Source organism: Kitasatospora sp. NPDC127035 (genome assembly GCF_042726075.1).
In the GTDB taxonomy this organism is placed as follows: Bacteria; Actinomycetota; Actinomycetes; order Streptomycetales; family Streptomycetaceae; genus Kitasatospora.
Genome location: NZ_JBHXDN010000024.1, coordinates 94,017 through 118,659 on the forward strand (window position 1 = coordinate 94,017; position 24,643 = coordinate 118,659).

Here is a 24,643-nt window from a genome sequence, read left to right on the forward strand (position 1 = left end):
GCCTAGGCGTAGGGGTGGCTTCCGTGCATGTGCGGCACCTCGTGCATGTACAGCGAGCCGCACTGCTGGCAGCACCGGAGCCCGGTCCCCCACTCCTGTTCCGGCCGTGTCTCGGCGTCGGCGGGCATGGTGCGCCCGCACAGGGCGGTGGCCGGGTCCCCGTCCCGCACCACGTGCCAGACCTTGACCCCGCCCGCCGTCCCCTGCGGGCCGTACTCCGCGCGAAGTTGGTGAGTCATACCCCCAATCGTCGCCCCCGGAGGACGGGAGCGCTACTCGCCGGCCGCCTGCGCCGCGTCGGCCTGCGCCCTGACCGGCGCGACCACCACGGAGCCGATCCGGTTGCGGCGGCCCGCCGAGCTCTCCGCGGTCAGCCGGATCGCGGTCAGCCCGCCCGGGATCTCCTCCGGCACCGGGATCTCGCAGGACGAACCCGGGATCGGCACCCGTCCCAGGTGCTTGGCGAGCAGGCCGCCGACGGTCTCGACGTCCTCGTCCTCCAGCTCGATCCCGAACAGATCGCCCAGGTCCTCGACCAGCAGCCGCGCCGTGATCCGGTACGAGCCGTCCCCGAGGTCCTCGACCGGCGCGATCTCCCGGTCGTACTCGTCGGTGATCTCACCGACGATCTCCTCCAGGACGTCCTCGATGGTGACCAGCCCGGCGGTACCGCCGTACTCGTCGATCACGATCGCCACGTGCGAGCGCATCTGCTGCATCTCGCGCAGCAGGTCGGCGGCCGGCTTGGAGTCCGGCACGAAGACGGCCGGCCGCAGCACCGCACCCACCTCGTCGGACTCGGAGTCCCGGTTGATGTGGGTGCGCCGCACCAGGTCCTTGAGGTAGACGATGCCGACCACGTCGTCCTCGTTGTCGCCGACCACCGGGATCCGCGAGAAGCCCGAGCGCAACGCCAGGGTGAGCGCCTGCCGGACGGTCTTGTGCCGCTCGATCATCACCAGGTCGGTCCGCGGCACCATCACCTCGCGGACGATGGTGTCGCCCAGCTCGAAGACCGAGTGCACCATCCGGCGCTCGTCGTCCTCGATGACGTCGTTCTTCTCGGCGAGGTCGACCAGCGCCCGCAGCTCGGCCTCGGAGGCGAACGGCCCCTCCTTGTACCCCTTGCCGGGGGTGAGCGCGTTGCCGAGCAGGATCAGCAGCCGTGGGATCGGACCGAGGATCCGGGCCAGCGGCAGCAGCACGAAGGACGCGGCCGTCGCGGTGCTGAGCGGGTGCTGGCGCCCGATCGTGCGCGGCGAGACGCCGACCGCGACGAACGACACCAGCACCATCACCCCGAAGGCCAGCAGCACGGCCTGCCAGGTCGAGTCCAGGCTGCGCACGCAGACCACGGTGACCAGGACGGCCGCCGCCATCTCGCTGGCGACCCGGATCAGGGTCGCCAGGTTGAGGTAGCGGATCGGGTCCGACGCCAGGGCCAGCAGCCGGGCCGACCCCTTCCGGCCGGACCGGACGGCCTCCTCCGCGCGGAACCGGGAGACCCGGGAGATGCCCGCCTCGGCGCACGCGGCCAGCCAGCCGAGCACCACCAGCAGCACGGCACCGAGGATGAAACTCGTACTCTCACCACTCACAGGGGTTCGGGCTCCGCGCTCAGTGGGTGGTGGGGGCGGGCGAGATGCCGCCGAGGCCGCGCCCGGCCCGCCAGCCGTCGAGGATCGCCTTCTGGAGGCCGAACATCTCCTCCTCCTCGTCCGGCTCCTCGTGGTCGTACCCGAGGACGTGCAGCACGCCGTGGACGGTGAGCAGCTGGAGCTCCTCGTCCATCGAGTGCTTGGACGGGGCCGCCTTGCCCTGCTGCTCGGCGACCTCGGGGCAGAGCACGATGTCGCCGAGCAGGCCCTGCGGCAGCTCCTCCCCCTCCTTGCCGGGGCGCAGCTCGTCCATCGGGAACGACATCACGTCGGTCGGGCCGGGGAGGTCCATCCACTGGATGTGCAGCTCCTCCATCGCCGCTCCGTCCACCAGGATCACGGACAGTTCGGACTGCGGGTGGATCCGCATCTTGTCCAGGGCGTAGCGGGCGACGTCGAGGATGGCTTCCTCGTCTGCGTCCCAACCGGACTCGTTGGCGATGTCGATCGACATGACGGGCTGGTTACTCAGCTTTCGGTGCGATGGGACTGTCGGGGTGCGCGCGAGCCGCGACGCTGGGCCGGCTTGGCCGGGACCGGGTGTTCCTCGGCCTCCTGCCGGGCGTCCCAGCGCTCGTACGCGTCCACGATCCGGCCGACCAGCTTGTGGCGGACCACGTCGGTGCTGGTGAGGACGGAGAAGTGGATGTCGGGCACGTCGACCAGGATCTCCTGGACGACCTTGAGACCGCTGCGGGTGCCGCCCGGGAGGTCGATCTGGCTGGTGTCGCCGGTGACGACCACCCGGGAGTTGAACCCGAGGCGGGTGAGGAACATCTTCATCTGCTCGGGCGAGGTGTTCTGGGCCTCGTCCAGGATGATGAAGGCGTCGTTGAGGGTGCGACCGCGCATGTAGGCGAGCGGGGCGACCTCGATGGTCCCGGCGGCCATCAGGCGCGGGATGGAGTCCGGGTCCATCATGTCGTGCAGCGCGTCGTACAGCGGGCGCAGGTACGGGTCGATCTTCTCGTAGAGGGTGCCGGGCAGGAAGCCCAGCCGCTCCCCCGCCTCGACGGCCGGACGGGTCAGGATGATCCGGTTGACCTCCTTGGCCTGGAGGGCCTGGACGGCCTTGGCCATCGCGAGGTAGGTCTTGCCGGTACCGGCCGGGCCGAGGCCGAAGACGATGGTGTGCTTGTCGATCGCGTCGACGTAGCGCTGCTGGTTGAGGGTCTTCGGGCGGATGGTCCGGCCGCGGTTGGACAGGATGTTCGCGGTGAACACCTGCGACGGCGCCGGGCTGTCCGGGTCGTCGACGCCGCTCCGGAGCATGGCGATGGAACGCTCCACGGCGTCCTCCGTCAGGGGTTGGCCGGTGCGGAGCACCAGCATCATCTCGGTGAAGAGCTGCCGGACGAGCGCGACCTCGGCCCGCTCCCCGGTGGCGGTCACCTCGTTGCCGCGGACGTGGATGTCGGCGGCGGGGAAGCCCCGCTCGATCACGCGCAGCAGCGAGTCCGCGGTGCCGAGCAGGGTGACCATCGGATGCTTCTCGGGGATGACGATCCGGGCGCTGACGGAGCCGCCGTCGTCCGCCGGTTCGGGGCGCGACTGTCCGTTGGTACGGGTATGCGATGTGTCACTCATAGGTCGGCGCTGGGGCCTGCCTCATCCCATCCGTGTCTCGTGGGTGCCGCTCGGTCTCTCCGGGGCACCAGGGTACGCCGCGGACGTGATCGCCGCGGCGGGCGGCGGGGCCGCACGCGACGATGCTCCGGCAGATCGGGAGGCGGCGCGAGCGGTTTTCCGTGCTGTTCACGGGCCGCTCCCGACATCACCGCGACCGCCGTCGCGGCCCTGGCGGTCCGCGCGGCCCCTCACCCGCGGTGCCGGGGCGGTACTGGTACCCGCACGAGGTCCTCGGCAAGCACGATCGGGCCCTCGAAGTGCTTGCGGGCGTCGGCGAGGTGCTGGCCGAGGTCCGGGTAGCGCTGGGAGAAGTGGGTCAGCACCAGGGTCCGCGCACCGGCCTCGGCGGCGACCTTGGCGGCCTGGCCGGCGGTGAGGTGGCCGTGGTCGTCGGCGAGCCGCGCGTCGGCGTCGGTGAAGGTCGCCTCGATGACCAGCAGGTCGGCGCCCTCGGCCAGCTCGTGGACGCCCTCGCAGAGCCGGGTGTCCATCACGAAGGCGAACCGCTGGCCCGGCCTGGGCTCGCTGACCTCGTCCAGGGTGACCCGCCGGCCGTCCACCTCGGTCTCGCCCTGGTGCTGGAGCCGGCCGACGGCCGGACCGTAGACGCCCAGGTCGGCGAGGCGCTCCGGCACCAGCCGGCGGCCGTCCGGCTCGCTCAGCCGGTAGCCGAAGGACTCGACGGGGTGGGAGAGCCGGACGGCGTCCAGCACGAACCGGGCGCCGGGCGCGGGCACGGGCCCGGACTCCTCGATCGGGCGGGGGCGCAGCACGGCCGTCTCGTGGAAGGCGGTGGCGTGCCGCAGCCGCTCGAAGTAGACCTCGCCGGAGGCCGGGAAGTAGACGTCGACCGGATGCGGGACGCGGTCCAGGTTGATCCGCTGGATCACCCCGGCCAGGCCCAGGCTGTGGTCGCCGTGGAAGTGCGTGACGGCGATCCGGGTGAGCTGGGTGGCGGAGACCCCGGCGTGCAGCATCTGCCGCTGGGTGCCCTCGCCCGGGTCGAAGAGCAGCCCCTCGCCGTCCCAGCGCAGCAGGTAGCCGTTGTGGTTCCGGTGCCGGGTCGGGACCTGGCTGGCGGTGCCGAGGACGACGAGTTCGCGCTGCGACACGCGGCTAGACCATGCGCTCGGTCATCGACGTACCGCCGAGCACGTGGACGTGGGCGTGGAAGACGGTCTGCCCGGCGCCGGCCCCGGTGTTGAAGATCAGGCGGTAGTCCGCGATGCCCTCGTCCGCCGCGACCCGGCCGGCCTCGGCGAGCAGCTCACCGGCGATCTCCGGCTCGGCGTCGGCCAGCGCGGCGGCGTTCGGGTAGTGGACGTGCGGGATGACCAGCACGTGCACCGGCGCCTTCGGGGCGATGTCGCGGAAGGCCAGGACGCGGTCGGTCTTGCGCACCACGGTGGCCGGGATCTCGCCGGCCACGATCTTGCAGAACAGGCAGTCGGGCTGCGGCTCGCCGGCCATCGGGGTCTCCTCGCGCTGTCGGTCGGGGTGGGGCTGGGACCCGGGTCCGGAACCGGGCCCGGCGTCGGGCCCGCTGCCGGTCGGGGCGTACGGCGGCATGCTAGCCGAGCCGTGCCCCGGCCTGCTGGTACTCGCGCGGGTGCCTCCGGCGGACCACGCGGACCCCGGCGGCGGTGCCCTCCGGCTCCGGGCTCCTCGGTGAGCAGGCCGACCTTCGGCGGGACGGGCCCCCAGGGGCGGGTGCGCGGGGGCGGGTAGCCGGGTACGGGAGGCCGGGTACGGGAGGCCGGACCCGCCGCCGGCCTCCCGCCCCGCCGGGCGGTGCCTACACCCAGGGCAGCGCCGGCGCCGCCTTGGCCGGAGCCCGGTCCAGCGCCGCCAGGGCGATCCGGACGCCCTCGGCGAGCTGCGGGTCCTCCCCCGCCGCCCACGCGTGCGGGGGGAACAGCACCTCGACGTCCGGGTCGACCCCGTGGTTCTCCACGCCCCAGCCGTACCGCTCGGACCAGAACGCGTACTTGGGCTGGGTCACCAGGGTGCCGTCCACCAGCGAGTACCGGCTGTCGATGCCGATCACCCCGCCCCAGGTGCGGGTGCCGACCACGGGGCCGATGCCGAGTGCCTGGATGGCGGCGTTGACGATGTCGCCGTCGGAACCCGAGTACTCGTCGGCCAGCGCGACGACCGGCCCGCGCGGCGCGTCCTCCGGGTACGGCGCCGGGCTGGCGATGTCCCGGGCGATGCCCCATCCGACGATCCGCCGGGCCAGCTTCTCGATCACCAGCTGGGAGGTGTGCCCGCCCCGGTTGCCCCGGATGTCGACGATCACGCCCTCCCTGGCCATCTCCGACCGCAGGTCCCGGTGGATCTGCGCCCAGCCGGTGGTCTGCATGTCGGGGATGTGCAGGTAGCCGAGCCGCCCGTCGGACAGCTCCCGGACGGCGGCCCGCCGGCCGGTGACCCAGTCGTGGTAGCGCAGCGGCTCCTCGTCGGCGAGCGGGACGACGACGGGGTGACGCCGGTCGGTGCCGTCCTTGCCGGCCACGGTCAGCTCGACCGGCTGCCCGGCGGTGCCCGCCAGCAGCGGCGCCGGGCCGGTCACCGGATCGACCGGGCGCCCGTTGACCGCCAGGACGGCGTCCCCGGGGCGGATCGCGGCACCGGGCGCCGCCAGCGGCGAGCGGGCCCGGGGGTCGGAGGACTCGCCGGGCAGGATCCGGGAGATCCGCCAGGCGTCGCCGTCCTTGACGAGGTCGGCGCCGAGCAGGCCCTGTCGGCGGGCCGGCTCGGTGTGCAGGCCGTGCGGCAGCACGTAGGCGTGCGAGGTGCCCAGCTCGCCGTGCACCTCCCAGAGCAGGTCGACCAGGTCGTCGTGGGAGCCGATCCGGTCCACCAGCGGCCGGTACCGGGCCAGCACGCCCGCCCAGTCCACGCCGTCGAGGTCCGGGCGCCAGAAGTTGTCGCGCATCAGGCGGCCGTTCTCGTCGAACATCTGCCGCCACTCGGCGGCCGGGTCGACGGTCACCCGGAGCCGGGCGAGGTCGACCTCGATCTCGTCGTCCTCGCCGACCGCCTTGTGGTCGGCGGGCACGATCCGCAGCTCGCCCTCGTCCAGCACCGCGAGCCGGGTGCCGTCGCCGCTCACCGCGAACGAGTCCAGCCCGTCCACCAGTTGCTCGGCCCGGCGCTTGCGGAGGTCGAACCGCTCCAGCGTGGGGCGCGGCCGCTCGTCCTCCAGCGAGGCCGCCTCGTCGCCGAGCTCGCCGACCAGCGGGACGCGCGTCCAGAGCACGCCGTCCTTGGCGGCCCGCAGCGAGCCGAACCGGCCGCCCTCGACCGGGAACGGCACGATCCGGTCGGCGATGCCGTCGAGGTCGACCCGGGTGACCGGCGGCGCGTCGGCCGTGCCCTCCTCGCCCTCCGTCTTCTTGCCCTTGGGCTCGTCGTCCTCGCCGCCGACCGGCCGACCGGCCCGCCGCGGCCCGAACGGGGACGGCGTGTCGGCGGCCAGCGTGATCAGGTACGGGCGGCAGCCGTTCGGGAAGGACAGGTCGAAGACGTGCGAGTCGTAGACCGGGTCGAAGTTGCGCACCGAGAGGAACGCCAGGTGCCGGCCGTCCGTGGTGAAGGCCGGCGAGGTGTCGATGAACCGCTGCGGGGTGGCCTCGGACACCGTCCGGGTGGTCAGGTTGGCCAGCACGATCTGGCGCAGCGACCACGGCCCGAGGGCGGGCTGGGACCAGGCCAGCCAGGCCGAGTCCGGGCTGAACGCCAGGCCGCTGACCTCGCCGTCGGTGCTGTGCGCCAGCTCGTGCACGACGCCGTCGGTCAGGGCGACCAGCAGGACCCGGCCGTCGTGCGCGCCGACCGCCACCTGCTTGCCGTCCGGCGAGACGAGCAGCGACCGGACCCGGCCGAGCTGCCCGGCGGCCAGCCGGCGACGCTCGGTGCCGAGCACCGCGGGGGCGTACTCGATCGCGTCCTCGCCCTCGGCGTCGGTCACCCAGACCACGCCCTGCCCGCCGTCCTCGCCCGAACCGGGCACCACGCGGGCGAGTCGGCCGCGCACGCCCGGCGACTCGTCCAGGACGCGGGCCGGGCCCTCCCGGTGGGTCAGCCAGTGCACGGTCCCGCGCACCACGACGGCGCCGGCCCGGCCGGTGCGGTCGGGCGCGGCGGTCTCCAGCCAGTGCGCGGCCGGGACCGGACGCGGGCGGCGGCCGGTGCGCGGACCCGCCAGCCGGACGTCGAGGCGCCGCGGCGCCGCGTCGGCCAGGTCGTCCAGCAGCCAGAGGTCGCCCGCGGTGTGCCAGACGACGCGGGTGCCGTCGGTGGCGGCGTTGCGGGCGTAGAAGCCGTCCGGGGAGGAGGAGTGGCGGCGCAGGTCGGTGCCGTCCGGGAGGCTGGACCAGAGGTCGCCGACGCCCTCGTGGTCGGAGAGGAAGGCGATCCTCGCCCGGTCCGCCTCCCCCACCCAGAGCGGCGAGTCGATGTTCCCGGTCAGCTCCTCGTGGATCCGGTCGAACCGCTCCGTACCGATCCACAGCTTGCCGGTCCGCCCGCCCCGGTACCGCTTCCACCAGGCCGGCTCCACGCCGAACGCGGAGACCAGCAGCACCCTCCCCCCGCCTTCGGCCGGGGGCGCCCCCGAGCCGCCCGCCTCGAAGGACAGCCCGCCGACCGGCCCGTACGGCAGCCGTTCCGGCTCACCGCCGTCCAGCGGCACCGCGTGGGCCCAGGTGCGGCGCAGCGAGCCCTGTCCGGCGGCGGTGGTGGCGATCGGCCGGCCGTCCGGGGTCCAGCCGCGCAGCTGGGTCTGGGCGTCGCCCCAGTGGGTCAGCCGTCGGGACGGGCCGCCGTCCACCGGGACGACGTGCACCTCGGGTGCGCCGTCGCGGGCGGAAGTGAAGGCGACGTGCCGCCCGTCCGGGGAGAATCTCGGGCGGCGCACCGGGAGGTGATCGGCCGTCAGTCTCCAGGCCCGGCCGCCGTCCAGCGGGGCGAGCCACACGTCGTTCTCGGCGACGAAGGTGAGGAGGTCGCCGTGGAGGTGCGGGTGGCGCAGGTAGGCGCCGGCGGGGGTGCTTTCGGGTTCGCTCACACCGCCACCCTAGGCACCCGTGCCCGGCCCACGCCCGGTTTTCGCCGACCAGGACCCCCTGTCGGGGGACCGGGGATCCGGGGGTCGCCCGGCCCGCCGCCCCGCTCGAACGGCCCGGTGCGGTCGGCTCAGCTCCAGCGGCCGGTGCGGCCCAGCAGCAGGGCCCCGGCCGCCACCCCTGCCGTGGAGGTGCGCAGCACCGACGGGCCGAGCCGGAACGGCTTCGCCCCGGCCTCGGCGAAGGCCGCCAGCTCCTCCGGGGAGACGCCGCCCTCGGGGCCGACCACCAGCACGAGGTCCCCGGAGTCCGGGAGCACGGCCCCGGCCAGCGGCTCGGCGCCCTCCTCGTGCAGCACGGCGGCGAACGCCGCGCCGGCCAGCACCGGGACCAGTTGCCGGGTGGTCAGCGGCTCGCGGACCTCGGGGAACCGCAGCCGGCGGGACTGCTTGCCGGCCTCCCGCGCGGTGGCGCGCCACTTGGCGAGCGCCTTGGCGCCGCGGTCGCCCTTCCACTGGGTGATGCAGCGGGAGGCCGACCAGGGGATCACCACGTCCACCCCGACCTCGGTCATGGTCTCCACCGCCAGCTCGCCGCGGTCGCCCTTGGGCAGCGCCTGGACCACGACGATCCGGGGCGCCGGCTCGGCCTCGCGGCGGACGGCCGTCACCGTCACCTCGATCGCGTCCTTGCCGTGCACCGCCGCGACGGTGCCGTCCACCCCGAGGCCGAGCCCGTCGGCCAGGGTCACGGCCTCGCCCGCCTCCAGCCGCTTCACCGCCGCCGCGTGCCGCCCCTCGGGCCCGTCCAGCCGGACCAGCACGCCGGGGGCGGCGGTGGCGATCCGCTCGGTCTCGACGACGAACACGGGCGCGGTCATGGGGTCTTCCTCCGGAATGGGTCGGGCGGTGGAACGACGGCGCCCGGCACCCCGGCGACGGAGGTCGCGGAGTGCCGGGCGCCGGAGCCGTCAGCGGCCGTTGAAGGCGTCCTTCAGGCGGGAGAACAGGCCCTGCTGCCCGGGCGCGAACTGGCCGGACGGCCGCTCCTCACCGCGCAGCACCGCGAGGCGGCGCAGCAGGTCCTCCTGCTCGGGGTCGAGCTTGGAGGGCGTCTGCACCTCGACGTGCACTATCAGGTCGCCCCGACCGCCGCCGCGCAGATGGGTGATGCCGCGACCGTGCAGCGGGATCGACTGTCCGGACTGGGTGCCGGGCCGGATGTCGACCTCCTCCAGCCCGTCCAGGGTCTGCAACGGCACCTGGGTGCCGAGCGAGGCGGCCGTCATCGGGATGGTGACGGTGCAGTGCAGGTCGTCGCCGCGCCGCTGGAACACCGTGTGGGCGGTCTCGGCGATCTCGACGTAGAGGTCGCCGGCCGGGCCGCCGCCGGGGCCGACCTCGCCCTCGCCGGCCAGCTGGATCCGGGTGCCGTTGTCGACACCGGCGGGGATCTTGACGGTGAGGGTGCGGCGGGCGCGGACCCGGCCGTCGCCGGCGCACTCCGGGCACGGGGTGGGCACGACGGTGCCGAAGCCCTGGCACTGCGGGCAGGGGCGGGAGGTCATGACCTGGCCCAGGAAGGACCTGGTGACCTGGGAGACCTCGCCCTTGCCGCGGCACATGTCGCAGGTCTGCGCGGAGGTGCCGGGGGCCGCGCCCTCGCCGCTGCAGGTGGTGCAGGTGACGGCCGTGTCGACCTGGAGTTCCTTGGTGGTGCCGAAAGCGGCCTCCTCCAGGGTGATCTCCAGCCGGATCATGGCGTCCTGGCCCCGGCGGGTCCGCGACCGCGGGCCGCGCTGGCCCGAGGCGGCGCCGAAGAAGGCGTCCATGATGTCGGAGAAGCCGAAGCCCGCCGCGCCCGCGCCGAAGCCGCCCGCGCCGCCGTTCGGCGACAGCGGGTCACCGCCGAGGTCGTAGACCTGGCGCTTCTGCGGGTCGGAGAGCACCTCGTAGGCGGCGTTGATCTCCTTGAACCGCTCCTGCGTCTTCGGGTCCGGGTTGACGTCCGGGTGCAGTTCGCGTGCCAGGCGCCGGAACGCCTTCTTGATCTCGTCCTGCCCCGCATCCCGTCGGACGCCGAGTACCGCGTAGTAGTCCGTGGCCACCAAATGCTCCGCTTGTTCCGCCTGTAGAAGTGCTTGCGACTGGAACCACCGTCAGGGTCCTGACGGTGGCCGTTCCTACGACTCGGCCAGGATCTGGCCCACGTACCGTGCCACCGCTCGCACCGCCCCCATTGTGCCCGGATAGTCCATCCGGGTCGGACCGATCACACCCAGTTTGGCCACGCTCTCGTCGCCCGAACCGTAACCGACCGAGACGACGGAGGTGGAATTGAGGCCCTCGTAGGCGTTCTCACGCCCGATCCGGACCGTCATCCCGGCGTCCGCGGTCTCACCCAGGAGGCGGAGCAGGATGACCTGTTCCTCCAGTGCCTCCAGCACCGGCTGGATGGTCAACGGGAAGTCGTGGCCGAAACGGGTCAGGTTGGCCGTGCCGGCCAGCATGATCCGTTCCTCGTTCTGCTCGGCGAGCGCCTCGAAGAGCGTCGCCAGGACCGTCGCGACGGTCGGCCGGTCCCCCGCCTCGAACTGCGCGGGAAGGTCCTCCAGCAGTCCCGGGACCTCGGGGAGCCGCTGTCCGGCGGCCCGCACGTTGATCCGGGCCCGGAGGTCGGCCAGGACGGTCTCGCCCACCGCCCCGGGGCAGTCCACCATCCGCTGCTCGACCCGGCCGGTGTTGGTGATCAGCACCAGCATCACCTTGGCCGGGGCCAGCGCGACCAGCTCGATGTGCCGCACGGTGGACCGGGAGAGCGAGGGGTACTGCACCACCGCGACCTGGCGGGTCAGCTGGGCGAGCAGCCGCACCGTACGGGCGACCACGTCGTCGAGGTCGACCGCCCCGTCCAGGAAGTGCCGGATCGCCCGCCGCTCGGGCGCGCTCATCGGCTTGACCTCGGCCAGCCGGTCCACGAACAGGCGGTACCCCTTGTCGGTGGGGATGCGCCCGGCGCTGGTGTGCGGCTGGTGGATGTAACCGTCCTCCTCCAGCGCGGCCATGTCGTTGCGGACGGTCGCCGGGGAGACCCCGAGGTTGTGCCGTTCCACGAGGGCCTTGGAGCCGACCGGCTCCTCCGTCCCCACGTAGTCCTGGACGATGGCGCGAAGCACCGCGAGTTTGCGGTCGTCCAGCTGGCGGACCTCACCGGCCATGGGCACGCACCTCCGTCTTCACGCGTTGTCCGATATGACATGTGTCCGTTTCGAGCCGCTTCGCCCGTTCCGGGAGGAACCGGGCTTGGCACTCGGAACATACGAGTGCCAGGACCCTACCTGCCAGTGTAAGGCCCGGGTCCGACGGCAGGAACGGCCCGGCCGGAGTGATCCTGCCCGCAGTTCGCGGCGCGCGGGTGATGCCGCGGGCCCGGCCTGGTGGCAGCATCGGAAGCGGACGGCGAACGGAGGACCAGCGATGTCGACCTCGGGCCAGCACTCCCGTTTCGCGCCGGACCGCGGCCTGACCGGCCGGATGGTCGGCACGATGTTCGTGATCGGGCTGCTGTACGTCGGATTCACCGGGCTGTTGATCGTGCTGCTGCGCGGCGCCTGGCCGATCGTCGTCCTGATCTCGGGCGGCCTGTTCGTCGCCCAGTTCTGGTTCAGCGACAAGATCACCGAACGGGCCATGGGGGCGCACCGGGTCACCCCCGAGCAGTACCCGCAGCTGCACGGCACCGTCGACCGGCTCTGCGCGCTGGCCGACATGCCCAAACCCCGGGTGGCGGTCGCCGACAACGACATGCCGAACGCCTTCGCCACCGGCCGCAACCCGAAGAACGCGGTGGTCTGCGTCACCACCGGGCTGCTGCGCCGGCTGGAGCCGGAGGAACTGGAGGGCGTGCTCGCCCACGAGCTGTCCCACGTCGCCCACCGGGACGTCGCGGTGATGACCGTCGCCGGGTTCCTCGGTGTCCTCGCCGGAGCCATGACCCGGATCGCCATGTACGGCGGGTTCATGGGCGGCGGCCGCAACAGCAACGACTCCAACGCCGCGATCGCCGCCCTGATCGTCCCGCTGGTGTCGGTGGTCGTGTACGCGATCAGCTTCCTGCTGACCCGGCTGCTCTCCCGCTACCGGGAGCTGGCGGCCGACCGGGCCGCCGCCCAGCTCACCGGCCGTCCCAGCGCGCTGGCCTCGGCGCTCACCAAGGTGACCGGCCAGATCGCCGCCATCCCGACCAGGGACCTGCGCCAGGCGCAGGCCTACAACGCCTTCTACTTCGCCCCCGCGCTGAGCGCCCGGGAGACCGCCGGCCGGCTGCTCTCCACCCACCCGACGCTGGAGCAGCGGCTGGAGCAGCTGGCCGAGATCTCCACCCGGCTCGGCCACTGAACCGCCTCCTCCTCCGGGAAAGGGACCACCGTGGGAATCCTGGACGCCCTGTTCGGCCGCACCAAGCCCGTGCGGCCCGACCTCGACCAGCTGTTCGGCGTGCCGTCCGCCGCGATCACCCTGGAGGCCGCGGCCGGTTTCCGGCCCACCGGGGTCGGGTCGGTCTGCTTCGCCTCCGTGGAGGGCGGGGCCTTCGGCGAGGTCGAACGGCAGGTCCGGGCCCTCCTGGACGCCGACACCGAGCGCGGCGGCGTCCCCGTCGAGGCGTCCAAGGACGCGTACGGCTACTCCTGGCTGCTGGCCCGGCACGCTCCCGGGGAACTGCCGGAGCTGGTCAACGACCTGCACGCGGTCAACAGCGAGCTGGAGGCGAACGGCTTCGGGCCGCAGCTGCTCTGCTCGCTCGTCGCCTTCCGCGACGAGGGGGGCCGGCCGCTGGCGCTGGTCTACCTGTACAAGCGCGGCACCTTCTACCCCTTCGCGCCGGCGGCGGGCGGCGGGGAGAAGCGCGACAGCCCGCTGGAACTGCAGGTCAACGCCCTGCTCGGGAACGACCTGCGGCTGGAGAAGGACCTCACCCGCTGGTTCCCGGTCTGGGGCGCGCCAGGGCTCTGACCCTCCGTCCGTCTTCCCTATAGTCGCTGCATGCACAGCCGCCGGTACGGACCCGACCTGACCCCGCCGTGGAAGCGGCAGCAGCCCGCCCCCGAGGTGCCCGCCGAGCGGGACCTCGTGGTCGAGGAGGCGGAAACCGGCTTCTGCGGGGCGGTGGTGCGCTGCGAGAAGACCGCCGAGGGGTTCACCGTCACCCTGGAGGACCGGTTCGGCAAGCACCGGGTCTTCCCGCTGGTCCCGCGCGGCTTCCTGCTGGAGGGGCATGTGGTCACCCTGGTCCGGCCCACCGGGCCGGCCCCCGCGCGCACGCCCGGCCGGACCGCCTCCGGCTCGGTCGCGGTGCCCGGCGCCCGTGCCCGGGTGGCCCGCGGGTCCCGGATCTACGTCGAGGGCCGGCACGACGCCGAGCTGGTCGAACGGGTCTGGGGAGACGACCTGCGGGTCGAGGGCGTGGTGGTCGAGTACCTGGAGGGGATCGACGACCTGCCCGCGATCGTCGCCGACTTCGCCCCCGGCCCCGGCCGGCGTCTCGGCGTCCTGGTGGACCACCTGCTGCCCGGCACCAAGGAGCACCGGATCGCCGCCCGGGTCACCGGCGAGGCCGTGCTCGTGGTGGGACACCCCTACGTGGACGTCTGGCAGGCCGTGAAGCCGTCCAGTGTCGGCATCCCCGGCTGGCCCGCCGTCCCGCGCGGCGAGGAGTGGAAGGAGGGCGTCTGCCGCCGTCTCGGCTGGCCGGTGGACACCCCCGCCGCCTGGAAGCGGATCCTCGCCTCGGTGGACTCCTACAGGGACCTGGAGCCGGAGCTGCTCGGCCGGGTCGAGGAGCTGATCGACTTCGTCACCCTGCCGGACTGAGGCGCGTCAGGCGTACGTCCGGAAGTCGGCGGTGTCGGCGCCAGCGAAGATCAGTCCACCAGGTCACGCACGACCGCGTCGGCCAGCAGGCGGCCCCGGAGGGTCAGGGTGGCGCGGCCCGCGGAGTGGGATCCGGCGTCGAGGAGGCCGTCGGCGAGGTGCTGCCGGGCGGCCTTCAGGCCGGTGTCCGTCAGCAGGTCCAGCGGGATGCCCTCGGCGAGGCGCAGCTCCAGGAGGATCCGCTCGACCCGGCGGTCCTCGGCGGTGAGCCGCTCGCGGCCCTGGGCGGGGCTGCGGTGCCCGGTGAGGGCCTGCGCGTAGGCGGCGGGGTGCTTGGCGTTCCACCAGCGGACGCCGCCGACGTGGCTGTGGGCGCCGGGGCCGGCGCCCCACCAGTCGCCGCCGGTCCAGTAGAGCTCGTTGTGACGGCAGCGGCCCTCCGGGGTGGTGGACCAGTTGGAGACCTCGTACCAGGAGTAGCCGGCGGCGGTGAGCGCCTCCTCGGCGATCAGGTAGCGGTCGGCGTGCACGTCGTCGTCGATCATCGGCAGCTCGCCGCGCTTGACCCGGGCGGCGAGCTTCGTGCCGTCCTCGACGATCAGCGAGTACGCGGAGACGTGGTCCGGCCCGGCGCCGATCGCGGCGTCCAGGGAGGCCCGCCAGTCGTCGTCGGACTCGCCGGGGGTGCCGTAGATCAGGTCGAGGTTCACGTGCTCGAAGCCGGCGGCGCGGGCCTCGGCGACGCACGCCTCGGGGCGGCCGGGGGTGTGGTGGCGGTCGAGCAGCTGGAGGACGTGCGGCCGCGCGCTCTGCATGCCGAAGGAGACCCGGTTGTAGCCGCCCGCGTGCAGTTCGGCGAGGTAGGCCGGGTCGACCGACTCCGGGTTGGCCTCGGTGGTCACCTCGGCGCCGTCGGCGAGCCCGAACTCCTCCCGGATCGCGGCGAGCATCCGCACCAGGTCGCCGGCGGGCAGGAGCGTGGGGGTGCCGCCGCCGAGGAAGACGGTGCGCACCGGCAGGTCGGCACCGCCCAGCACCTTCCGGGCGTGGCGGATCTCGGCCACCACGTTGTCGGCGTACGTCTCCTGGGAGGCGACGGTGCCCGAGGCGCGCAGCTCGGTGGCGGTGTAGGTGTTGAAGTCGCAGTAGCCGCAGCGGCTCGCGCAGTAGGGCACGTGCAGGTAGAAGCCGAACGGCCGGGAGCCGAGTCCGTCGAGCGCGGATGCGGGCAGGGAACCGTCGGACGGCACCGGTTCGCCGTCGGGGAGTGCGGAGGGCATGACCCCATTGTCCCGTACGGCCCGGGTGGTCCTCCGGTCCGTACGGGACGGCGGCGGTCAGGCCTCGTTGCTGCCCGCGTACATCGCGGTGACGGCGTCCGCGTACTCGCGCTCGACCACGGGCCGCTTGATCTTCAGGCTCGGGGTGAGCTCACCGTGCTCGACGTCCAGGTCGCGCGGCAGAAGGTGGAACTTCTTCACCGTCTGCCAGCGCTGGAGGTCGGCGTTGAGCCGCTGCACGAACCCGTCGATCAGCTGGTGGACCTGCGGGTCGGCGACCACCTCGGTGTAGGACCTGCCGGCCAGGCCGCGCTCGGCGGCCCACGGCATGATCGCCGACTCGTCCAGGCCGATCAGCGCGGTGCAGTAGTTGCGGCCGTTGCCGATGACCAGGATGTTGCTGACGAACGGACAGACCGCCTTGAACTTGCCCTCCACCTCGCTGGGCGCGACGTACTTGCCGCCGGAGGTCTTGAACATGTCCTTCTTGCGGTCGGTGATCCGCAGGAAGCCGTCCGCCGACAGCTCTCCGATGTCCTCGGTGTGGAACCAGCCGTCGGCCTCCAGCACCTCGGCGGTCTTCTCCGGCAGGTTGTGGTAGCCGCGCATGATGCCGGGGCCGCGCAGCAGGATCTCGCCGTCCTCGGCGATCCTGACCTCGGTGCCGGGCAGCGGGCGGCCGACCGTGCCGACCCGGATGTCCTCCGCCCGGTTGACGCTCGAACCGGCGCTGGTCTCGCTCAGGCCGTAGCCCTCCAGGATCGGCACCCCGGCGCCGACGAAGAAGTACCCGATCTCGGGTGCGAGCGCGGCGCTGCCGGAGACCGCACCGCGCAGCCGCCCGCCGAACGCCGCCCGGATCTTCGCGTACACCAGCCGGTCGGCCAGCGAGTGCTTCAGGCCGAGGGCGAACGGGACGCGGTCGCTGCCGGTGGCGATCCGGTTGGCCTGGGCGGTCCGGGCGTACTCGCGGGCGGTCCGGGCGGCCCACAGGAAGATCCTGTACTTGGCGCCGCCCTCGGCCCGGGCCTTGCCGGCGATGCCGTTGTAGACCTTCTCGAAGATGCGCGGCGCCGAGGCCATGATGGTCGGCCGGATGACCGGCAGGTTGTGGATGATCCGCTCGACCCGGCCGTCCACGGCCATCACGTGGCCGGTGGCGATCTGCCCCGAGATCAGCGTCTTGCCGAAGACGTGCGACAGCGGCAGCCACATGAACTGCACGTCGTCGGCGGCCAGCAGCCCGCTCGCCTCCTGCGCTCTCCCCTCGTACGCCCAGCAGTCGTGCACCAGGCGCACGCCCTTCGGACGGCCGGTGGTGCCGGAGGTGTAGATGAGGGTGGCCAGCTGCTCCTTGTCGAGCGCGGCGACGGTCCGCTCGACGACGCCCGGGTGCTCGGCCAGGTAGTCGGCCCCGAGCTGCTCCAGCTCGGCGAGGGTGACGATCTTGAGCCCGGCGGCGTCGGGGGTCTCGGCCGGCGCGTCGAACAGGATCACGGTCTGCAGCTCGGGCAGCCGCTCACGCTCGGCGACCACCTTGGCCAGCTGCACGGCGTTCTCCGCGAACATCGCCCGGGAGCCCGAGTCGGAGAGGATGAACGCGGTCTCGTCGGCGTTGGTGCTCGGGTAGACGGCGGTGGTCGCCGCACCCGCGCACATGTTGCCGAGGTCGGCGAGGATCCATTCCAGCCGGGTGGAGGAGGACAGGGCGACCCGGTCCTCCGAACGGATGCCCAGCGACAGCAGGCCGGCCGCCACCGCGTACACCCGGGCCGCGGCCTGCGCCCAGGTCACCGAACGCCACTGCTCGGCGCCCGGGGCACTGTCCGCCGCCTGCTCGTCCACCGGGGCCGGGTAACGGTAGGCCTCGGCGCCCGGGGTGGCGGCGACCCGCTCCAGGAACAGGTGGGCGACGGAGGCAGGACGCCCGGCGACGATGTCGGCGCGGCCGGAGTCGATCAGGGAGTGCGCGGAACTCAACGAGGACCTCCGGGAGCGGGTGGCCGTCTGAGGGAAGGCTCTGAGGGATTGTCGCGGCGTCCGTGGGGGCGGTCACCGACCCCCTTCGGCAACCAGGCCGGTACCGGTGAGTAACAAGGGGGCAATCAGCAGCCTAGGGGGAAACCGGTCATTCCGTAAGAGGGAGCGGCCAGCTGGCACCCTCCCGATCCCCCGGTGCACGGCACCACCCCGCCCACCGGAACGTTCGGCAAAGGGCTGGACAAAGATCCGGCTCGCTTGGCGGGAATGGCCTGAACGAGCCCGCCGAAGAACGAGAATTGGGATGCCAAAGCCGCCGCCGACGACAAGAGTGAGCCAGTGCTGATCAGACTGCTCAGGGCGTACCTTCGCCCGTACACCCGACCGATCACCCTGCTGGTGCTGCTCCAGCTGATTTCCACCCTCGGCCTGCTCTACCTGCCGACGCTCAACGCCGACATCATCGACGACGGCGTGGTGAAGGGTGACACCGGATACATCCTGCGCGTGGGCGCGGTGATGATCGGCATCACCGTGCTCCAGACCCTCTGCGCCATCAGCGCCGTCTACTACGGCGCACGCACCGCGATGGCAGTCGGCCGGGACGTCCGGGCCGACATCTTCGACCGCGTGCAGAGCTTCTCCTCCCGCGAGATGGGCCAGTTCGGCGCCCCCTCGCTGATCACCCGGACCACCAACGACGTCCAGCAGGTCCAGATGCTGGTCCTGATGTCCTTCACCATGATGGTGGCCGCGCCGATCATGTGCATCGGCGGCATCATCATGGCTCTCAACCAGGACGTACCGCTCTCCGGCCTGCTGCTCGCCGTCGTGCCCACCCTCGGGGCGGTCGTCATCGTGCTGGTGCGGGCACTCCGCCCGCGCTTCCGCAGCATGCAGGAGAAGATCGACACCGTGAACCGGGTGCTGCGCGAGCAGATCACCGGTATCCGGGTCATCCGGGCCTTCGTCAAGGACGACCACGAGCAGGCCCGGTTCGCCGGCGCCAACGAGGACCTCACCGGGGTCTCGCTCCAGGTCGGCAAGCTGATGGCCTACCTGTTCCCCAGCGTGATGCTGGTCGTGAACGTCTCCAGCGTCGCCGTGCTCTGGTTCGGCGCCCACCGGATCGACAGCGGCGACATGGAGATCGGCGCTCTCACGGCCTTCCTCTCCTACCTGCTGCAGATCCTGATGAGCGTCATGATGGCCACCTTCATGTTCATGATGGTGCCGCGCGCCGAGGTGTGCGCCGAACGGATCCAGGAGGTGCTCACCACCGGCTCCAGCGTCGTCCCGCCGTCCGAGCCCGTCACCGAGGTGCTCCGCCGCGGCCACCTCGAACTGCGCGACGTCGAGTTCCGCTACCCCGGTGCCGAGGCCTCCGTCCTGCGGGGCATCGACATCGCCGCCCGCCCGGGCGAGACCACGGCCGTCATCGGTTCCACCGGCAGCGGGAAGTCCACCCTGCTCGGCCTCGTCCCCCGGCTCTTCGACGCCACCACGGGCCAGGTCCTGCTCAACGGCGTCGACGTCCGCGAACTCGCCCCCGAGACCATCGCCGACAGTGTCGGACTGGTCCCGCAGAAGCCCTACCTGTTCTCCGGCACCGTGGCCAGCAACCTCCGCTACGGCCGGCCGGACGCCACCGACGAGGAACTCTGGAAGGCCCTGGAGATCGCCCAGGCCAAGGAGTTCGTCGAACAGCTCGCCGAAGGTCTGGACGCGCCGATCGCCCAGGGCGGCGGCAACGTCTCCGGCGGCCAGCGCCAGCGCCTGGCCATCGCCCGCACCCTGGTCCGGCGGCCCGACATCTACCTCTTCGACGACTCCTTCTCCGCGCTCGACTACGCCACCGACGCCCGGCTGCGCAAGGCCCTCGCACGCGAGACCGCCGACGCCACCGTGGTGATCGTCGCCCAGCGCGTCTCCACCATCCGCGACGCCGACCGGATCATCGTCCTCGACGAAGGCGCCGTGGTCGGCAGCGGCACCCACGGCGAACTCATGGCCGGCAACCCGACGTACCGGGAGATCGTGCTCTCCCAGCTCACCGAGCAGGAGGCGGCGTGACCACGCCCGACAAGCCCGCGCCGGACCCGAAGAAGTCGCCCGCCGGCGGCCCGGGAGGTCCCGGAGGCCCGGGAGGTCCCGGGGGCTTTGGCGGTCCCGGCGGTCCCGGCGGTCCTGGTGGCGCTGGTGGCCCCGGCAGGGGCGGCCCCGGCGGGCCCCCGAAGGCCGCCGGCGACTCCCAGGCCGCCGCCGCCCGCCGCGGCCCGGCCGGCCCCGGACGCTTCATGGGCGGCCAGGGCGCCGAGAAGTCCATGGACTTCAAGGGCTCCGGCAAACGCCTGCTCAAACTGCTCCGCCCGGAGCGCGCCCTGATCGCCGGCGTCCTCGCCCTCGGCGTGCTCAGCATCGGCTGCGCCGTCATCGGCCCCAAGATCCTCGGCCACGCCACCGACCTGATCTTCGCCGGCGTCGTCAGCGGCCGCTTCCCCGCCGGGGCCTCCAAGCAGGAGGTCGTCGACGCCATGCGCGGACGCGGCGACACCGACATCGCCGACCTGCTCTCCTCGGTCGACTTCACCCCCGGCCAGGGCATGGACTTCGACGCCATCGGCAGCATCCTGCTCTGGGTCCTGGCGATCTACGTCGCGTCCTCCGTCTTCGGCGTCGTCCAGGGCCGGCTCGCCGCGCGTGCCATCCAGCGGGCCGGCTACCGGCTGCGCCAGAGCGCCGAGGCCAAGCTCGCCCGGCTGCCGCTCAGCTACTTCGACAAGCAGCCGCGCGGCGAGGTGCTCAGCCGGGTCACCAACGACATCGACAACATCAGCCAGACCATGCAGCAGACCACCGGCCAGGTGATCAACTCGCTGCTCACCGTCGTCGGCGTGCTCGCCATGATGTTCTGGATCTCCTGGCTGCTCGCGCTGATCGCACTGATCGCCGTACCGCTCTCCGTCGTCGTCGCCACCCGGGTCGGCAAGCGCGCCCAGCCGCAGTTCGTCCAGCAGTGGAGGTCCACCGGGCAGCTCAACGCCCACATCGAGGAGATGTACACCGGCCACACCCTGGTCAGGGTCTTCGGCCGGCAGAAGGAGTCCGCGGCCACCTTCCGCGAGCACAACGAGGCCCTGTACGCCGCCAGCTTCAAGGCCCAGTTCATCTCCGGCATCATCCAGCCCGCGATGATGCTCATCGGCAACCTGCAGTACGTGCTGATCGCCGTGGTCGGCGGTCTGCGGGTGGCCACCGGCGCGCTGTCCATCGGCGACGTCCAGGCGTTCATCCAGTACTCCCGGCAGTTCAGCCAGCCGCTCACCCAGGTCGCCAGCATGGCCAACCTGGTGCAGTCCGGCGTCGCCTCCGCCGAGCGCATCTTCGAACTCCTCGACTCGCCCGAGCAGACCCCCGAGCCGGCCATGCCGGAACGCCCCGACGCCCTGCGCGGCCGGGTCGTCTTCCAGGACGTCGCGTTCCGCTACGACCCGGGCAAGCCGCTCATCGAGGACCTCTCGCTCAAGGTCGAACCCGGTCAGACCGTCGCCATCGTCGGCCCGACCGGCGCCGGCAAGACCACCTTGGTCAACCTGCTGATGCGGTTCTACGAGGTGAGCTCCGGCCGGATCACCCTCGACGGGGTGGACATCGCCGCCATGTCCCGCGAGGACCTGCGCTCCGGCATCGGCATGGTCCTCCAGGACACCTGGCTGTTCGGTGGCACCATCGCCGACAACATCGCCTACGGCGCCGACGGCGCCACCCGCGAACAGGTCGTCGAGGCCGCCCGGGCCGCACACGTGGACCGCTTCGTCCGCACCCTGCCGGACGGCTACGAGACCGTCATCGACGACGACGGCGCCGGCGTCAGCACCGGCGAGAAGCAGCTGATCACCATCGCCCGGGCCTTCCTCGCCCAGCCGTCGATCCTCGTCCTCGACGAGGCGACCAGCTCGGTCGACACCCGGACCGAGGTGCTCATCCAGCGCGCCATGGCCCGGCTGCGCAGCGGCCGCACCAGCTTCGTGATCGCCCACCGGCTCTCCACCATCCGGGACGCCGACGTGATCCTGGTGATGGAGAACGGCTCGATCGTCGAGCAGGGCACGCACGACGAGCTGATCGCCGCCGACGCGGCGTACGGACGCCTCTACAAGGCGCAGTTCGCCGAAGCGGTCGCCGAGCGGGAATGACCCCGGCGGACGCCGGGCGGGAGCCCGGGGAGGACGGCCCGACGGCCGTACCGCCCCGGGCTCCCGCGCGTCCGGGTGTCCGGGTGTCCGGGTGTCCGGGCCGACCCGGTGGCCGCGCGTCCGGACGGCCGGGCCGGCGTTTCCCGCCCCGGTCGGGTCTTCATGATCGCGACGACCGGCGCTACGGTAGGGCCCGTGAGTGACGACCCGTCGACCGCGACCGTGCACGCCCCGGCCACCGGGCCCGACCAGCCGCCGTCCGACCCCTTCGAGGTGAACCGGCGCTACCTCGGGTCGGTCGCCTACCGGCTGCTGGGCTCGTTCACCGACGCCGAGGACGTCCTCCAGGAAGCCTGGCTTCGCTGGCGCTCGGTCGACCGCTCCGCCGTCGCCGACCCCCGCGCCTTCCTCACCACGGTCGTCACCCGCCTCTGCTACGACCAGCTCGGCTCCGCCCGCGCCCGCCGGGAGGCCTACTTCGGCGAGTGGCTGCCCGAACCGGCCGTCTCGTACCAGGACGCCCCCGCCTCCCCCGCCGAGGTCGCCGAACTCGGCGAGTCCGTCTCGATGGCGCTGCTCGCCGTCATGGAACAGCTCACCCCGGCCGAGCGCGCCGCGTTCGTGCTGCACGACGTCTTCGCCGTCGGCTTCGACGAGATCGCCGCCTCGCTGGACCGCACCCCCGACGCCGCCCGCCAGCTGGCCTCCCGGGCCCGCCGCCGGGTCAAGGCCGGCAGCCGCCGGTCCACCGCCGACCCGGCCGAGCACCGGCAGGCCGTCGAGGCGTTCGCCGCCGCCACCGCCCGCGGCGACATCGAGGGCCTGCTGGCCGTCCTCGACCCCGACGTGGTCTGGCACTCCGACGGCGGCGGCATCGTCACCGCCGGCGCCCGCCCGGTGTTCGGCGCCGACAAGGTCTCCCGGCTCGTCCGCGGCCTGGCCGCCAAGTTCCTCGCACCCGGCTGGAGCTTCGGCTTCGCGCTGGTCAACGGCGAGCCCGGGGTGATCTGGTACCCGCAGCCCGGGCTGGTCGGCGGCGTGATCGCGTTCACCGTCACCGACGGCCGGATCACCGAGGCGTACACCGTCGTCAACCCGGAGAAGCTCGCCCACCTGAACGTGGCAGCCTCCTGACCTTCCCGTGACGCAGATCACGGTCACAGTCCGCCCGGCCGCGTCGTCCCCTTCTCGAACACGCGCAGAAGCGCTCCCGGCAACCCCGGGGACGCCGCGAGAGGGCGCCCCCGGGCGCCGCGAAGGAGCGGGACGACATGACCGAGAAGCAGATCGTCGTACTGGGCGCCGGCTACGCGGGTCTCACCGCAGCGACCCGGGCCGGCAAGCGCGACCGCGTGACCCTGATCGCCCCCGAGAGCCGCTTCCTGCACCGCGTGCGCCAGCACGAGACCGCCGCCGGCCACCCCGAACACCGGCCCGCCGTCGCCGAGGTCCTGCGCGGCCGCCGCGTGCGGCACCTCCCGGCCCGCGCCACCCGGCTCGACCTCACCGCCCGCAAGGTCTTCCTCGACAACGGCGACGCCGTCGCCTACGACACCCTCGTCTACGCGCTCGGCAGCCGGACCGCCTGGCACGGCGTCCCCGGCGCCGCCGACCACGCCTACGGCGTCGAGCGGGCCGGCGAGGTGGCCGAACGGCTGCGCACCGCCGAACGGCCCGGCACCCTCGCCGTGGTCGGCGGTGGCGCCACCGGCATCGAACTGGCCGCCGAACTCGCCGAGGCCCACCCCGGGTGGAAGGTCCGGATCGTCGCCGCCGGCCAGGTCGGCGGCTGGTTCTCGGCCAAGGGCCGCCGCCACGTCCACACCGTGCTCCGCGGACTCGGCGCCGAGATCCACGAGCACCACACCGTCACCGCCGTCGACCCCGAGGGCCTCACCACCACGGCCGGCCGGATCCCCGCCGACCTCGTCGTCTGGGCCGCCGCCATGGAACCGCACCCGCTCGCCGCCGAGGCCGGCCTCACCGTCGGCCCGACCGGCCGGGCCGTCGTCGACGGCCACCTGCGGTCGGTCTCGCACCCCGACGTGTACGTGATCGGCGACGCCGCCGAGGTCACCGTCCCCGGCACCGGCACCCTGCGGATGGGCTGCGCCACCGCCCAGCCGATGGGCCGCTACCTCGGCAACGTCCTCGCCGGACGCACCGACAAGCCGTTCGCGTTCCGGTACGCCGTGCAGTGCCTGAGCCTCGGACGGCGCGAGGGCATGGTCCAGCTGATCCACGGCGACGACTCGATGCGGACCTCCGTCCTCACCGGCCTCACCGGACGGCTGATCAAGGCGGCCATCGTCAACGGCGTGGTCATGTCGCTGCGCTGAACCGAACCGCACCTGAAGCACCCCGGAACGCCCGAGGGGCCCGGGACGTCAGGCGGTTTCTAGCGGTCGTTGCAACACGCGGTCGGTTGTCTAGGCCGCGAGGAGTTTAGCCAGACGCTCGGCTGGGGTTTCCCAGCCGAGCGTTTTGCGTGGGCGGCGGTTGAGCTGGTCGGCGACGGCGGCCAGGTGCTCGGGCGTGTGGGCGGACAGGTCGGTGCCCTTGGGGAAGTACTGCCGGAGCAGGCCGTTCGTGTTCTCGTTCGAGCCGCGCTGCCAGGGGCTGGCCGGGTCGCAGAAATAGACCGGGATGTCGGTGGCGAGGGTGAAGTCACGGTGCCTGGCCATCTCGCTGCCCTGGTCCCAGGTGAGGGACCGCTTGAGGTGTCCGGGCAGGGTCCGGGCGGTGGCCGTCAGGGCGTCGAGGACGGCCTCGGCGCCGTGGTCGCCCGGCAGGTGCAGGAGCATCACGTAGCGGGTCGCGCGCTCCACCAGGGTGCCGATCGCGGACTTCCCGTCCTTGCCGATGATCAGTCGGGTAGCGGGGACGCATTGCTGCGTCCCCGCCCCCTCAGAACCGTGCAAGCAGCTGTTCACCGCACACGGCTCAAGCAAGCCCCAAGGG

The 24,643-nt window shown here is 72.8% G+C and carries 20 protein-coding genes; 7 read left to right on the forward strand and 13 right to left on the reverse strand.

Features of this window, described 5'->3' with window-relative positions; genetic code table 11:
* Positions 1–2: 2 nt before the first annotated feature.
* From ACFWIC_RS18790 to hrcA, 10 genes are all read right to left on the reverse strand, one after another.
* A complete protein-coding gene (locus tag ACFWIC_RS18790; RefSeq protein WP_329885187.1) occupies positions 3–239 on the reverse strand; it encodes a hypothetical protein in 237 nt (78 codons plus the stop codon).
* A 33-nt stretch (positions 240–272) separates the two neighbouring features.
* Positions 273–1,598, reverse strand: a complete 1,326-nt coding sequence (locus ACFWIC_RS18795) for a hemolysin family protein (protein ID WP_329885186.1) — start codon at positions 1,596–1,598, stop codon at positions 273–275.
* Positions 1,599–1,617: 19 nt separating this feature from the next.
* Positions 1,618–2,112: an rRNA maturation RNase YbeY gene (gene ybeY, locus ACFWIC_RS18800; protein ID WP_238741059.1), complete on the reverse strand. Its 495-nt coding sequence runs from the start codon at positions 2,110–2,112 to the stop codon at positions 1,618–1,620.
* A gap of 14 nt (positions 2,113–2,126) precedes the next feature.
* The gene (locus ACFWIC_RS18805; RefSeq protein ID WP_380353965.1) at positions 2,127–3,245 is read right to left on the reverse strand and encodes a PhoH family protein; all 1,119 of its coding nucleotides are present in this window, start codon (positions 3,243–3,245) and stop codon (positions 2,127–2,129) included.
* Positions 3,246–3,475: 230 nt separating this feature from the next.
* Positions 3,476–4,399, reverse strand: a complete 924-nt coding sequence (locus ACFWIC_RS18810; protein WP_329885185.1) for a ribonuclease Z — start codon at positions 4,397–4,399, stop codon at positions 3,476–3,478.
* A 4-nt stretch (positions 4,400–4,403) separates the two neighbouring features.
* Positions 4,404–4,757, reverse strand: coding sequence for a histidine triad nucleotide-binding protein (locus ACFWIC_RS18815; RefSeq protein WP_329885184.1), 354 nt, complete (start codon positions 4,755–4,757; stop codon positions 4,404–4,406).
* A gap of 325 nt (positions 4,758–5,082) precedes the next feature.
* Positions 5,083–8,358 carry a S41 family peptidase gene (locus tag ACFWIC_RS18820; RefSeq protein WP_329951503.1) on the reverse strand — a complete coding sequence of 1,092 codons (3,276 nt, stop codon included), beginning with the start codon at positions 8,356–8,358 and terminating at the stop codon, positions 5,083–5,085.
* A 128-nt stretch (positions 8,359–8,486) separates the two neighbouring features.
* Entirely contained in the window at positions 8,487–9,236 is a 750-nt protein-coding gene (locus ACFWIC_RS18825) for a 16S rRNA (uracil(1498)-N(3))-methyltransferase (RefSeq protein WP_329951502.1), read from the reverse strand.
* Between the two features lie 90 nt (positions 9,237–9,326).
* A complete protein-coding gene (gene dnaJ / locus ACFWIC_RS18830) occupies positions 9,327–10,463 on the reverse strand; it encodes a molecular chaperone DnaJ (protein WP_329885180.1) in 1,137 nt (378 codons plus the stop codon).
* Between the two features lie 75 nt (positions 10,464–10,538).
* On the reverse strand, positions 10,539–11,573 hold the full coding sequence (gene hrcA / locus ACFWIC_RS18835) for a heat-inducible transcriptional repressor HrcA (protein WP_329885179.1): 1,035 nt from the start codon (positions 11,571–11,573) through the stop codon (positions 10,539–10,541).
* Positions 11,574–11,832: 259 nt separating this feature from the next.
* On the opposite strand from hrcA, the gene htpX reads away from it, so the two are divergent.
* The 3 genes from htpX to ACFWIC_RS18850 are packed head-to-tail and all read left to right on the forward strand — an operon-like array spanning position 11,833 to position 14,226.
* Positions 11,833–12,753, forward strand: a complete 921-nt coding sequence (gene htpX / locus ACFWIC_RS18840) for a zinc metalloprotease HtpX (RefSeq protein ID WP_329885178.1) — start codon at positions 11,833–11,835, stop codon at positions 12,751–12,753.
* Positions 12,754–12,783: 30 nt separating this feature from the next.
* Positions 12,784–13,368, forward strand: a complete 585-nt coding sequence (locus tag ACFWIC_RS18845; RefSeq protein ID WP_329885177.1) for a hypothetical protein — start codon at positions 12,784–12,786, stop codon at positions 13,366–13,368.
* A 30-nt stretch (positions 13,369–13,398) separates the two neighbouring features.
* A complete protein-coding gene (locus ACFWIC_RS18850) occupies positions 13,399–14,226 on the forward strand; it encodes a DUF3097 domain-containing protein (RefSeq protein ID WP_380519462.1) in 828 nt (275 codons plus the stop codon).
* 50 nt (positions 14,227–14,276) lie between these two features.
* Here the strand turns inward: ACFWIC_RS18850 and hemW are convergent, their stop codons facing one another.
* Together hemW and ACFWIC_RS18860 are read right to left on the reverse strand one after the other, a co-directional pair.
* Positions 14,277–15,506, reverse strand: coding sequence for a radical SAM family heme chaperone HemW (hemW, locus tag ACFWIC_RS18855; RefSeq protein ID WP_380519464.1), 1,230 nt, complete (start codon positions 15,504–15,506; stop codon positions 14,277–14,279).
* A gap of 57 nt (positions 15,507–15,563) precedes the next feature.
* The gene (locus ACFWIC_RS18860) at positions 15,564–17,486 is read right to left on the reverse strand and encodes an AMP-dependent synthetase/ligase (RefSeq protein WP_380353952.1); all 1,923 of its coding nucleotides are present in this window, start codon (positions 17,484–17,486) and stop codon (positions 15,564–15,566) included.
* A 339-nt stretch (positions 17,487–17,825) separates the two neighbouring features.
* Between ACFWIC_RS18860 and ACFWIC_RS18865 the strand changes: the two genes are divergently transcribed.
* The 4 genes from ACFWIC_RS18865 (at position 17,826) to ACFWIC_RS18880 (ending at position 24,021) form a co-directional block, all read left to right on the forward strand.
* A complete protein-coding gene (locus ACFWIC_RS18865; RefSeq protein ID WP_380519466.1) occupies positions 17,826–19,559 on the forward strand; it encodes an ABC transporter ATP-binding protein in 1,734 nt (577 codons plus the stop codon).
* A 224-nt stretch (positions 19,560–19,783) separates the two neighbouring features.
* Complete coding sequence (locus tag ACFWIC_RS18870) at positions 19,784–21,682, forward strand: ABC transporter ATP-binding protein (RefSeq protein WP_329885200.1); 1,899 nt, start codon at positions 19,784–19,786, stop codon at positions 21,680–21,682.
* A 195-nt stretch (positions 21,683–21,877) separates the two neighbouring features.
* Positions 21,878–22,816 carry an RNA polymerase sigma factor SigJ gene (gene sigJ / locus ACFWIC_RS18875; protein WP_380353949.1) on the forward strand — a complete coding sequence of 313 codons (939 nt, stop codon included), beginning with the start codon at positions 21,878–21,880 and terminating at the stop codon, positions 22,814–22,816.
* A 137-nt stretch (positions 22,817–22,953) separates the two neighbouring features.
* On the forward strand, positions 22,954–24,021 hold the full coding sequence (locus ACFWIC_RS18880) for an FAD-dependent oxidoreductase (protein WP_329951498.1): 1,068 nt from the start codon (positions 22,954–22,956) through the stop codon (positions 24,019–24,021).
* Between the two features lie 90 nt (positions 24,022–24,111).
* Here the strand turns inward: ACFWIC_RS18880 and ACFWIC_RS18885 are convergent.
* The coding region (locus tag ACFWIC_RS18885; protein ID WP_380519469.1) for an IS30 family transposase at positions 24,112–24,643 on the reverse strand (532 nt) is incomplete at its 5' end.